This window comes from Wolbachia endosymbiont of Drosophila incompta (assembly GCF_001758565.1).
GTDB lineage: Bacteria > Pseudomonadota > Alphaproteobacteria > Rickettsiales > Anaplasmataceae > Wolbachia > Wolbachia pipientis.
The window spans coordinates 477,453-489,335 of record NZ_CP011148.1 but is presented as its reverse complement, the minus strand read 5'-3'; the positions used below and the strand labels follow the sequence as shown (position 1 = coordinate 489,335).

The following is an 11,883-nucleotide window of genomic DNA, read 5'->3' as shown; positions in this document are numbered from 1 at the left end:
AATTGTATGCAATAGCGGAAACATTATCGATTAATATCATGGACCTACTTGAACTAACAGAGGATGCAGATGATAAAGTGGAAAATGAATTACCGAATTTAATCGAAGAATACAAAGAAATTGAGAGTCAAGAATTACGGTATGTGCTAATAAAATCTCTGCTTGAAGGCATACAAATTTACGAAGAGAAAGTGAAAAGAGCAGAAAAGATCAAAATTGCAAAAGACTTAGTAAAAAAAGGAATTTCTATCAATATTATTTTAAAAACAATAGGCATCTCTTTAGACGAAATTCAACAAATTTAAGTAAAAAAATCAGTATCTATTAATATCTTTACTTTTTGATGAAAAAATAAGTAAAAAAGATTTAAAAATTGATTTGACTTCACGCAAAAGCTATGGCTTTATGCCAATGCTGATAAGAAAACAGCAGTAAATATCTAAAAAAAGTTTGTTGTTAGTGAAGGGTAAATTATATGAATAAAAGTAAAGAAGAAATCGAATTCAGAATATTAGAAAGCAAAGGCAAAGCTCTACTTGATCGTGAAATAATGGAAACGTTTCTAAGTGCAGTACATGAAAGCCCACAGGCTCAAGAAATTGCTAAAAATTTGGTGAATACTTATACAGGAGTAGGAAGGATTTTAGGTAGAGAAATGGATGACCTGAAAGTTATAGAAGGAGTAACTGATTCTGCAGTAGCAATGATTATGTGTGTTAAGGAAACACTAGAAAGTAGATTAGGCATCTTAACAGGGAATGTTCAAAAAAGTGTGTCAAACCAAAAAAAAGTAATAAATTGATATAAAAAAAATGGAGGTTTGACAATGAGTGTGCGCCAAGAAGTGCGTAAGGAACAGTTGGTGAAAATCCAACACGGGTAAAGCTTAGCCGGCAACCTGGAACAAACCATTATGCTGCGTAAGGTAACGAGCGTAGTAAAGCTAATGGAATGGACAACATAGGGTGCAACGAAAGTGAAGGTATTGAGTCCCGTAATTCACGCGTCATGGGGGCTGACACTTTACATTTGGTGGAAGGCAACATGGGTAATAACGCTAAGGCAAGATATTACTCACCTCATCGGGATCGAAGGCCGCGTCATGTGTTGAGATGGACCTTACGTGAACTTGGGAGATCCTTTGTATTCCTGTAAGGGTACTCTGGAACAAGTCAATAAAGGCGAGGACTGGAGGAAGATGCAAAGGAAGTCGGACTAACTGATAGTACTCGGAGTGTGGGAAAGCCACATACAAGGGGAAGCGGTTAGCAATATAGTGACTGGTATAGGGATTGCTATACCAATACAACAGAGATTAGAGGAGTATGCAAGGAAAACTAAACCAGATAGCAGTAAGGGCTAAGCAAGATAAGCGAGTAAAATTTACATCATTAGTTCATTTGATTAATGAAGAGAATCTTGCAGAGTGTTATAAGGAACTAAAACGCAACAAGGCTTGTGGTATAGATCGTGTGACAGTGGAAGCTTATGGAGAAAATCTAGAAGAGAAACTTAAAACACTAGTGGATAGTATGAAGAGAAAACAATATCAACCGCTACCAGTGAAAAGGGTATACATACCCAAAGCCGGGAGCAAAGAGAAGCGCGGTCTCGGAATACCATCAACGGAAGATAAGTTGGTACAGGTAATGCTAAAGAAGATATTAGAAAATATTTATGAAGCAAACTTTATGGACAGCTCGTATGGATTTCGACCAGGAAGAAATTGTCATCAGGCGATAAACGCTCTAGATAAAGCAGTTATGCACAAACCAATTAACTATATTGTAGAAGTGGATATCAAGAAGTTCTTTGATAATGTTCAACATAAATGGCTAATGAATTGTCTAAGGGAACGAATAGCTGACCCAAATTTATTGTGGTTAATAAAACGATTTCTAAAGGCAGGAATAGTCGAAGTTGGATGTTATAAAGCAACCGATCAAGGCACACCACAAGGTGGTATAGTAAGCCCTGTATTAGCTAATATATACTTACACTATGTGCTGGACTTATGGTTTGAAAAGAAATTTAAGCCAAAAGCCAGAGGATATTTACAGCTAATAAGGTTTTGCGACGATTTTGTAGTTGGCTGCGAGAGGGAAGAAGACGCAAAAGAATTTCTAGAATTACTGAAACAAAGACTAAGTAAATTTGGGTTGGAAATAGCTGAAAATAAAACAAAAATAGTAAAGTTTGGTAAGAAAGAATGGTATCAAGCAGAAAGAGAGAAACGTAGGACGGCTAGCTTCAACTTTCTAGGATTTACACATTATTGTGGAAAAAGTCGTAATGGTAAACTTATGATGAAGCAGAAAACTTCAAAAATAAGCCTAGCCAGAAAGATTAAAGAAATCAAAGAATGGTTGAAGATGGTACGAAGTCGTATCTGTCTCAAAGATTGGTGGCAGAAACTTAAAGCCAAACTAACAGGACACTATAGCTACTTCGGAGTTAGCGGAAATTATCGGTGTTTGATTCAATTCTATCGACCGGTAACAAAGTTAGCATTTAAGTGGATAAACCGACGTAGTCAAAAGAAAAGTATGGATTGGGAACAATTTATACACTATTTAAAAGTAAATCCATTACCAAAACCAAAGGTATATGTTTCTTTATACACAGGAGCACTAGTGTGAACGCTGTATTGTGGAGCCGTGTGCGGGAAATCCGCAAGCACGGTTCTTTTGGGGAGACTATGGTTATGAGACCAAATCGCTGGTTTCAAGGTCATGAGTCTCTACCAGACGTCAAGCAAGTTTTTTCGTTTCTATAAATCTGGATTTCAGCGTTATGCGCTGGAATGACAACGTGAGGTAAATTTTTCAACATCCCAAAATTACAGAATTCAGTCTGTTTAATTAAGTGTGAACTGTTACACGAAAATTTTGTAAACAGATTAATATACCCTGTTTTTGCTATTCATCTAAAAATGGAACCATAGAGTACGTTGAGGAGCGTAAGCAAATTTTAATGCAAAAATTACTATCAAAAAATAGATTATGCAAGAGGTCTAATTATTCTGCCGCAATTTTGCTCTATCACACTTGCCACATTTAATATTCCAGCTTCATCATAATAATTTCCAATCACTTGCAAGGCAAGTGGTAAACCCTCATTGGAGAGCCCAACAGGAACAGAAATAGCAGGCAATCCTGCCAGACTTGCCGGCACAGTAAACACATCATTGATGCACATAATTAGCGGATCTGGCTTTTCATTTAAGCCAAAAGCTTCTGTTGGAGCAGATGGCACAAGTATGTAATCTATTTTTTCAAACGCTTTTATAAAATCATTTTTGATTAATGCCCTGATACACTGTGCTTTTTCGTAATATTCATTGTAATGACCTGAGGAAAGCGCATAAGCGCCAATTAAAATTCTTCTTTTCACCTCTTTACCGAAACCTTCTGCTCTTGTTAGTGAATACATTTCTTCAAGGGTATCAGCATCAACCCTGAACCCATAACGCACACCGTCATAACGAGCAAGATTGGATGAAGTTTCAGCAGAACAAATTAAATAATAGACTGGTATTGCATATTTAGTATGTGGCAGAGTAACGTCAACAACTTCAGCGCCATTTTCTTTTAAATAGGAAGCAACTTTCTCCCAATTATGGACTATTTCCTCTGAAATTCCATCCATCCTATATTCTTTTGGTATACCAATACGCTTACCCTTGACATCACCATTTATAAAGCTAGAAAATTTAGGCACTGGCTTTTCGCTTGATATTGAATCTTTTGTATCATAGCCACAGATTGCTTCCAGCATTAATGCTGAATCAGAGACAGAACGAGTAATGACTCCTGCTTGATCTAGAGAACTCGCAAATGCAATCATACCAAAACGCGAGCATCTTCCATAAGTTGGCTTTATTCCAACCACTCCACAATAAGCTGCTGGTTGGCGCACAGATCCACCGGTGTCACTCCCTAGTGCTCCAGCGCATAAAAATCCAGCCACCGATGCTGCAGATCCACCAGATGATCCACCAGGAACAACTTTTTCCCCATCGCTTTTTCTAATCCACACATTTTCAACAGGGCCAAAATAGCTATTTGTGTTCGCAGAACCCATAGCAAATTCATCCATATTAAGCTTACCGAGCATGGCTGCTCCACTTTTTAAAAGCAAGTCAGACACCGTAGATTCGTAAGTCGGAACGAAATTTTCCAGCATTTTTGAGCATGCTGTTGTTTTTATTCCTTTTGTACAGAATAGATCTTTGATGCCAACTGGTACACCCATGAGCGGCGAGATTAAATCATCCTTTTGCCTAGAGAAATGTTCATCTGCAGCTTTAGCAGCTTTCATTGCTATCTCTGGGGTTTTTGTTATAAATGCATTTAATTTCTCATTTTCAACCGCACTGATGTGCGCCTCTACGAGTTCAACGGCAGAAAAACTCTTTTTTTTGAGCCCGTCATGCATTTGTGTAATACTTAACTTTCTTAGTTCATTCATCAATATTTAATTTTTAGCAAGACGTTAATTATAACATGGCACGATAAAAAATCCATACATTTATAGTTACAGCTAGAAATGTAGCTAAGGTAACTTAGATTCACCGACAATCGTCATCCCGCTACTTGTTAGCGGCTAAGAGATACGTGAACGCTGTATTGTGGAGCCGTGTGCGGGAAATCCGCAAGCACGGTTCTTTTGGGGAGACTATGGTTATGAGACCAAATCGCTGGTTTCAAGGTCATGAGTCTCTACCAGACCTGAGTGAAAATCGTTGAGATCCCAGTGTCTGCTGCTTGCATAGCATTTATTTACAAAAAAATAGTCATGCAAGAGACTTTGCTTGGATATTTGATATAATTTAGGTCTATTAAAGCAAAAAATACTAACATGAATGAAGTGATAACATTTGGTTGTCGTCTAAATTTTTACGAGAGCGAGTTAATCAAAGAAGCATTAAAAAAAGCAAAGAGAGAAAATGTTGTTGTGGTGCATAGCTGTGCAGTGACAAACGAAGCAGAACGTCAGGTAAAGCAAAAGATACGTAAGATTTACAAAAATGATCCAAATAAAGAAATTATCGTAGTTGGTTGTGCTGTTCAGTTGGATCCAGAAGTTTACAGTAGCATTCCTGGTGTAAGTAAAGTGCTCGGTAATCAAGATAAGCTAAAAGCTGAAAATTACTTACTAAATGACGATAAAATCTTGGTCAGTGACAACCAAGTAGAACCTGTTCTAATTAATGGATTTGAAGATAAGTCAAGGGCATTTATTGAAATTCAAAATGGTTGTAATCATAGCTGCACATTTTGTTCAATTACTGAGGCAAGAGGGAATAATCGATCTGTGCCAATAAATAGTATTATAGAGCAAATCAGGATCTTTGTAGAAAATGGATATCAAGAAGTAGTGTTTACAGGGGTTGATATTACTGACTTTGGTACAGATTTGTTGGGTAAGCCATCACTTGGTTCAATGATTAGGAGAGTTTTAAAGGATATACCAGAGTTGAAGAGGCTAAGACTTTCCTCTATCGATGTTGCTGAAGTTGACGACGAATTAATGGATTTAATAGCTAATGAGTCAAGACTTATGCCTCATTTACATTTGAGTCTACAATCTGGTAATAATTTAATACTAAAGAGAATGAAGCGTCGTCACAACAGAGAACAAGTGATAGAATTTTGTCATAAAATGAAGAGCTTGAGGCCTAATATAGCATTTGGCGCTGATATTATTGCTGGATTTCCAACAGAAACTGATGAAATGTTTCAGGATACAGTTGATTTACTGAAAAAAACAAATATAGTTTACCTACATGCTTTTCCATATTCAGAGCGGAAAAATACACCTGCTGCACGAATGCCACAAGTACCAGAGAATGTGCGTAAAGAACGAGTAAAAAATTTAAGAGAAGTAAATAAAGAAATTATGAGCAGTTTTTGTCAATCCTTGATCAACACTAAGCAAAGTGTTCTGGTTGAGCAAAATAATGTCGGTAGAGCAGAAAATTTTGCATTAATAAAGCTTGAATCAAAAGCTCAAGCCAAGAGTATTGTGAAAGTTAATGTTAAAGGAGTGGAAAATAATTATCTAATTGGAAATATTTTTTCTTAATTTTTGTACATTGAAGAAATATACGATATAGTAATTATACTGTAAATGATAATTGTGAATTCATTTATGATAACTAGAATATCTATTACTTTATTTTTGATTTTCATTTCATGTGTCTATTTTTTTATTACTTATATTAGTAATGATACACACATTGAGCAAGTACAACCCTTAAAATTAGAAACAGACAATAATAAAAGTGTGATACGTTCTGAGGAGGTTACTGCAAAAGAAATACCAATAAAATATCAAGAACTTGAAAGTAGTCCACCTTCTGTTTTCCAAGTAGCTGATCAGAAAAATATGTGGTCACGTATTGCAGATCAAGCTGAGCCTACAAAAGAAAAATCAAAAAAACTTGATTTTTATGTTAGCGCTAACGGTGGTAAGGTATACCATGATAATTCAGAAATATTTGTAAAGGGTATACAAGAAATAGGAAAAAGAGTCCTAACTTTAGTTGAAAGTCATTATGGTTTTATAATAAAAAATATAGTGGCAGATGAAATTAAAAGTATACAGCAATTTGATGGTAAAATTGATTTCCAGTGGTTTAGCAGCATGTCTTTAGGTTACTATGCTGGAGAAAATGGTAAAATTGATTTTGAAGCCGCGTATTCTATAGCCAATATTGAAGATAGTAATTCTCCTCCGGTATTTGATAAATCAGCAAGTATATTTGCGTTTTTGTTAAACTTCTATTATAATCCCAGCGTTCAGGATACACAATTTGCTCCGTACATCGGTCTTGGTATAGGACCAACAGTTTTTAGATTAAAAAGGATTAATGGGTCACCCCAAAATTCAATGCCACTGAATGTTCCTTGGTTTGCTTATCAAATAAAACTTGGTGTTGATTATTCAATAATCCCAGAAATCAAAACCTTTCTCGGCTATCGTTACTTTAGCGTTCCGATACCTGTTGCAGATGACATATCTACTCACAATATTGAAGTTGGTTTGATATTTAATTTTTAGTGATAATTTAATATATATATAAATTCTTATCTTTTCTATCTAACAAACCAAATGTTGGTACGATTGTTGCTTTTAAAAAAATGACAGTTTCTACTGTTCTAATATTATTCGCTAGCCTTTTTGATTTCTGATGCAATAAGCTTTGCTTATCTTCTCTATGTTCTATAAGCCCGCCGATTACCATAATTTCACCGCTCTTAATTTTTAACATAGAGTTCATTTCTCTGATTTCAACAATTGGAATGTCGCTATTTAATTTCATTTTACTCTGCTGTGCGACGTACTCTATATCTGGATCTTTAGTGTAGCCGTTAATTCTTGATAAAGTTGGATGTATATCCATGAATATTTCACTAGTATCAATGTTAATGCTTGGGTGGATTATTAGCACAACACCTATTGGGACGCTATTCATCTTGGTAATTAAGGTCTGATTAGAGTTTCTAGTATCTTTTTGTATATCGGAGGTAAAATAAATATGGTTTTTAGTAAATGAAATCATCGCTTGCTGATTATTTATAGCATGTACTCTGGGGCTTGAAATTACAGTTGAAGTGCCAAATTTGTCTAAATTTTTTACTAAATCTCCTAGATCATTTGCACCAAAGTTCATTGCTAGGTTAATAATGGAGTTATCTTGATTTATTATAGACTTAGTTCCATCTTGTAAGTCATTTAAGTTCATACCAGAAAGGTATTTGTCATCTAGCACAACTTCAACTATTTTTGCCTCTATCATTACTTGAGAAGACGCTAACTTCTTAACCTTATTAATATATTCTTCAACAGCTTTGTGGATATCTTTTCTAGCATTCAAAATAATAACACCAGCTTCTCTGTTGGATGAAAGGAATTCGCCATCATCCACCCCGTTAACATCCATTATTGCATTCAAGCCTTTTTCTAATGAATTCCATAAGTCACTACTGTATTGAGACTTCATAACATTGTTATAGTCCCTATCAACGTTACTTCCATCACTGTTAGTAATATTGTTATTAATGACGAAACTGCTTTGAGCAGAATGTTGAATATTGATGAAGTCTACGTAATAATTTTGTGCGTATGGCAAGTCCTGCTCAATTCTAATTACACCATTACTTGTTGAGTAACGCAGTTTGGCGCTATTTGCTATACTCTGAATTACTTCGTTTATATCCTTATCTTTTAGCTTTAAAATAATATTACCTGATATTTTTGGGTCCATATCCAAGTTAACGTCAGAAAGTTTTCCTATCTCAATCAGCAAATCCTTTACTGATACTTCTTCACTAACATTAATAGAAATAAGCTGATTACTGATTGTGAGATCGGGAAACTCTATTGGTAAAGGCATAATTTCTGGTATTGCCGGTTCATTAATCTCCAAAGAGGTGTTATATTGTTGCAACGGATAATCGTGCTTATAATTGTCTATGTTAATAGGATATTGCTTGGTAGGTAGATGTGTGCAAGAAATAATGAAGAGGAGTATTAAGCATTTAAAAATAGCCATTAGAACAGCATACAAAATCTATACTAATAGATTTCTATAAAAATATTAAAAATGTATTTAGAGGTTGTCCGCAACGAGCAGATAATTGTCGTGTATTAGCTTTGGCTATGTATTTTTTGTATACTCTTCTTGTACTTAAATGTAGACCAGCATAGCCCTAATTTTTTTATATATTGTACTTCTTTCTCTGTATTTAATAATAGGCTTGAAAATAAATGGTAAGCCTATAATTGTTAAGCTTAGAGCTAGGGTTGAAAGTATACAACAGGCTTTGTGTTTACTATGTAGCTCTTTCAGATAAAGCATCAAAAATCTACAAAATTTTTTGTAATTTTCTTCGATGTTTTTTTTGCTATGAGCCTTGCTAATGAACATATCTATTGCGGTATGACCGTTATTGCACTTAATGTTAAGGTCTGCACCTTTTTCTGTTAACAACTGAGCTATATCAAAATAATCCTTTTGAACAGCAAGATGTAGAGGTGCAAAACCTTGTTGCTCACAAATGTTCATATTGGCTCTAACTTCCAATAACATTTTCACAATTTGTGTATGGCCTTTTTTAACTGCGAGTAGCAAGGGAGTTCTGTTACATTTAGTAACAGCATTAACGTTTACCTTAAGCTTCAATAAGAGCTTAACTGTTTTAGTGTTACCATTATGGCTAGCTTTATGCAGCCTAGCGTTACCATTAAAATCTTGATCGTTTGCTTCTATTCCCTTTGAAACAAGAAATGTTACCATTTTTCTATTATTATGCTCAATAGCGCAATCTAACGCATCAAAACCATGGTTGTTTTTTGTGCAAAAAAACTCTTTAAGTTTAATTTTATCGTTACTTGCTTGCTGTTTTTTTGCAATAAGTTTTACTATTTGCATTTTGTTGTTATACGCTGCTAGGAAAAGCGTAGTGTTATTTTCTGCATCTTTGGCTTCTATATTTGCACCTTTCTTTATCAGATATTCTATAATTTCTGCTCTGCTGTCATAATGTGCGGTGCATTGATAAATGGTTAAAAACAAAGGAGTACGAAAATTGTTATCTTCACATTCGAGATTTGCTCCGCTATCAATTAAAATTTGGACGCTTTTTTTAGAACCGTATAGTGAAGCTATATGAAGAGGAGTATAGCCCTCTTTGGCATCTTTTTCATTAATTTTTGCGCCTTTTGTTATCAAAAAATCTATTAATTCCGTGTCATCTTGTAGTGCAGCAAGGTGCAGTGGAGTGAATCCATTTTTATCCTTGGAATTAATTGTCAGTTGGTTAACAAAAAGTTTAGCAACTTTCTTGTGTCCATGCATAATGGCGTAATGCAGAGGGTTTCTATTTTCGTTGTCTACGACATTGAAATCAGCTTCGTGCTCTAGTAATGACTTTACTCCAACTAAATCGCCTTCTTTTGTGAACTTATGCAAGAGAGTGATTCCACTTGCATCTTTTGAGTTAATATCAAATCCATTTTCTACTAATTGGTTTATATCTTCCTCACGCGCCATATCACTTAAATCTCTAATTAAACTCTTTTCGCGTTAATAATACTCCTACTTGATTAAGTTTAAATGAATCTGTGAGAAATGGCTAGTGCATTCTTGCATAACAAACTTTTGGCAGCGCATTGGATGAAACGAAAAACTTACTTGACAAACTCCGCCAGCCCTCTTATCATGAAACTGAAGCTATTTATTTATCTTCGCAATCTCTGCAGTGGATTAATGACAAAAAACTTAATGTATTTGGCGTAAATCATGCTTAATTTTTTGCACTATGTGCACCTCATGTCTTTATAAAACTTTTAGGTTTCTACCTATACAAGCCGAAACGCGCTTATAAAGTGTTTAAGACAGTAAAAGACGTCAAATAGACAAGGGAGAATTTGAATACTAGCTACCCTAGGGTTTCTTTGCCTTTTTTTTATTTGGTAAATTTCTTAACATTTATAGCTAAACGACAACTGTCATTCCTGTAAAGGTCAAGTATCCCGCTACTTGTTAGCGGGATCTAGACGCAGCGGTATGACGTAGGACTGCTGTCATCCCGCTACTTGTTAGCGGCTGAGATACCGCGAATGAATCGCGGTATGACGGTTAGCGGCGGCATGACGTAGGATTGCTGTCATTTCGCTACTTGTTAGCGGCTGAGATACCGCGAATAAATCGCGGTATGACGGTTAGCGGTGGCGTGACGATAAGCTCGTCATTCCGCTACGTGTTAGCGGCTAAGAGATATCGCGGTGGTATAGCTATAAATTGTTGATATCTTTTTTATATCACATTTTTAACTTACAATAGTTAGCCAGCGTTCCTTACATTAACCAAATCTTTCAAATTCTGCACTCACCACTACCTATAACTCACTTTCACGCAATATTGATCGTTCTTAAAAAGCAATCTAACATTTTTTATTCCTTGATTGCGAAGCTTTGATGCAGCTGATTTAGCAGCCTGAGCACTTTTAAAAAATGCAACATATCCCTTACTTTCTGCACTGTCTTGTTTCGGATGACGTTTCTGCATTTCTTTTTCATATTGCTTTCTGTAATGAGGAGTATTTTGTATCAATTGTTCTGACATCTTTCTTAGGTATTGAACTTTTACTTTTGCAAGCCCAGATTTATGAAATCCTAAGACTTGAGCTGCTTTTTCTGATAAGTCTATTATTCTGCCTTCAATAAAAGGCCCTCTATCGTTAACCCTTGTAACAAGCTTTCTTCCGTTTTCTAAATTAGTGACAAGAACAAAGCAGGGTAAGGGCAAAGTCTTATGCGCTGCAGAGATCAAGTGACGGTTAAACGCTTCACCATTTGCTGTAAGTGTGCCATGATCTTCTATTCCATACCACGATGCTATCCCTATCTCTTCATAGTGTTTACAGTTTTTTGGATAATAAGTTATACCATTTATTGTGTAGCTGCTGCCAATTTTATAATGACCTGCAGTGCAGTTAAACCTGTTGCTAAAACTGCAGCTACTTATCAAAACAAATATTAGACATAGAAAGGTTAGGTTTTTTATCATTGTATTCGGTAAGAGGGTTCGATACTATGAGGATTTTAAATTATACTATAATAAATTTAGTAATGAGTAAACATCTACTGCTAAATATTAACAAAACTCAAAAAGGAATAATACATATTATTGGTATAGGTGGAATCGGAATGAGTGCCATTGCTGAAATTCTTCACAATTCCAATTGCAAAGTTCAAGGCAGTGATGCACAATCAAACGACAATATAAATAAGTTACAAAAGCTAGGTATAGAGGTTTTTATTGGTCACAATGCTAATAATATAAGCCAAGCTCAAATAGTTGTACATTCTTCT

10 protein-coding genes and 1 pseudogene are annotated in these 11,883 nt (G+C 35.3%); 7 read left to right on the top strand and 4 right to left on the bottom strand.

The genetic code is table 11. The features are described 5' to 3' along the window. From WG67_RS02150 to ltrA, 4 genes and pseudogenes are all read left to right on the top strand, one after another. A pseudogene (locus tag WG67_RS02150) lies at positions 1 to 305 on the top strand (WO male-killing family protein Wmk); the annotation flags it as partial. Positions 306 to 475: 170 nt separating this feature from the next. Beyond that, the gene (locus WG67_RS02145; RefSeq protein WP_245683390.1) at positions 476 to 802 is read left to right on the top strand and encodes a hypothetical protein; all 327 of its coding nucleotides are present in this window, start codon (positions 476 to 478) and stop codon (positions 800 to 802) included. 432 nt (positions 803 to 1,234) lie between these two features. After that, positions 1,235 to 1,363: a hypothetical protein gene (locus WG67_RS07495; protein WP_255324786.1), complete on the top strand. Its 129-nt coding sequence runs from the start codon at positions 1,235 to 1,237 to the stop codon at positions 1,361 to 1,363. Continuing rightward, positions 1,326 to 2,639 (top strand): group II intron reverse transcriptase/maturase, encoded by a 1,314-nt coding sequence (ltrA, locus tag WG67_RS02140; RefSeq protein WP_006280268.1) that lies wholly within the window; start codon positions 1,326 to 1,328, stop codon positions 2,637 to 2,639. Before WG67_RS07495 ends, ltrA begins: the two co-directional genes overlap by 38 nt. Positions 2,640 to 3,000: 361 nt before the next feature. On the opposite strand, the gene gatA is transcribed toward ltrA, so the two are convergent. Next, entirely contained in the window at positions 3,001 to 4,470 is a 1,470-nt protein-coding gene (gene gatA / locus WG67_RS02135; RefSeq protein WP_070356837.1) for an Asp-tRNA(Asn)/Glu-tRNA(Gln) amidotransferase subunit GatA, read from the bottom strand. A 390-nt stretch (positions 4,471 to 4,860) separates the two neighbouring features. On the opposite strand from gatA, the gene mtaB reads away from it, so the two are divergent. Together mtaB and WG67_RS02125 are read left to right on the top strand one after the other, a co-directional pair. Beyond that, entirely contained in the window at positions 4,861 to 6,087 is a 1,227-nt protein-coding gene (gene mtaB / locus WG67_RS02130; RefSeq protein ID WP_010082135.1) for a tRNA (N(6)-L-threonylcarbamoyladenosine(37)-C(2))-methylthiotransferase MtaB, read from the top strand. Between the two features lie 66 nt (positions 6,088 to 6,153). Continuing rightward, positions 6,154 to 7,065: an outer membrane protein gene (locus WG67_RS02125; RefSeq protein WP_070357048.1), complete on the top strand. Its 912-nt coding sequence runs from the start codon at positions 6,154 to 6,156 to the stop codon at positions 7,063 to 7,065. 7 nt (positions 7,066 to 7,072) lie between these two features. Here the strand turns inward: WG67_RS02125 and WG67_RS02120 are convergent, their stop codons facing one another. The 3 genes from WG67_RS02120 to WG67_RS02110 form a co-directional block, all read right to left on the bottom strand. Further along, complete coding sequence (locus WG67_RS02120) at positions 7,073 to 8,560, bottom strand: type II secretion system protein GspD (protein ID WP_015588942.1); 1,488 nt, start codon at positions 8,558 to 8,560, stop codon at positions 7,073 to 7,075. A 135-nt stretch (positions 8,561 to 8,695) separates the two neighbouring features. Continuing rightward, positions 8,696 to 10,060 (bottom strand): ankyrin repeat domain-containing protein, encoded by a 1,365-nt coding sequence (locus tag WG67_RS02115; RefSeq protein WP_012673105.1) that lies wholly within the window; start codon positions 10,058 to 10,060, stop codon positions 8,696 to 8,698. Between the two features lie 843 nt (positions 10,061 to 10,903). Beyond that, complete coding sequence (locus WG67_RS02110; RefSeq protein ID WP_010082236.1) at positions 10,904 to 11,578, bottom strand: septal ring lytic transglycosylase RlpA family protein; 675 nt, start codon at positions 11,576 to 11,578, stop codon at positions 10,904 to 10,906. Positions 11,579 to 11,604: 26 nt separating this feature from the next. Here WG67_RS02110 and WG67_RS08320 point away from each other — a divergent pair. Further along, positions 11,605 to 11,883, top strand: a 279-nt coding sequence (locus WG67_RS08320; protein ID WP_458694989.1) for a Mur ligase domain-containing protein, incomplete at its 3' end; no start/stop codon positions are given.

Bases quoted from the DNA above. Each gene is read 5' to 3' on its own strand.
- ltrA (WP_006280268.1), top strand. From the start codon at position 1,326: ATGCAAGGAAAACTAAACCAGATAGCAGTAAGGGCTAAGCAAGATAAG.
- WG67_RS02115 (WP_012673105.1), bottom strand. From the start codon at position 10,060: ATGGCGCGTGAGGAAGATATAAACCAATTAGTAGAAAATGGATTTGAT.
- WG67_RS02145 (WP_245683390.1), top strand. From the start codon at position 476: ATGAATAAAAGTAAAGAAGAAATCGAATTCAGAATATTAGAAAGCAAA.
- mtaB (WP_010082135.1), top strand. From the start codon at position 4,861: ATGAATGAAGTGATAACATTTGGTTGTCGTCTAAATTTTTACGAGAGC.
- WG67_RS02120 (WP_015588942.1), bottom strand. From the start codon at position 8,560: ATGGCTATTTTTAAATGCTTAATACTCCTCTTCATTATTTCTTGCACA.
- WG67_RS02110 (WP_010082236.1), bottom strand. From the start codon at position 11,578: ATGATAAAAAACCTAACCTTTCTATGTCTAATATTTGTTTTGATAAGT.
- WG67_RS02125 (WP_070357048.1), top strand. From the start codon at position 6,154: ATGATAACTAGAATATCTATTACTTTATTTTTGATTTTCATTTCATGT.
- gatA (WP_070356837.1), bottom strand. From the start codon at position 4,470: ATGAATGAACTAAGAAAGTTAAGTATTACACAAATGCATGACGGGCTC.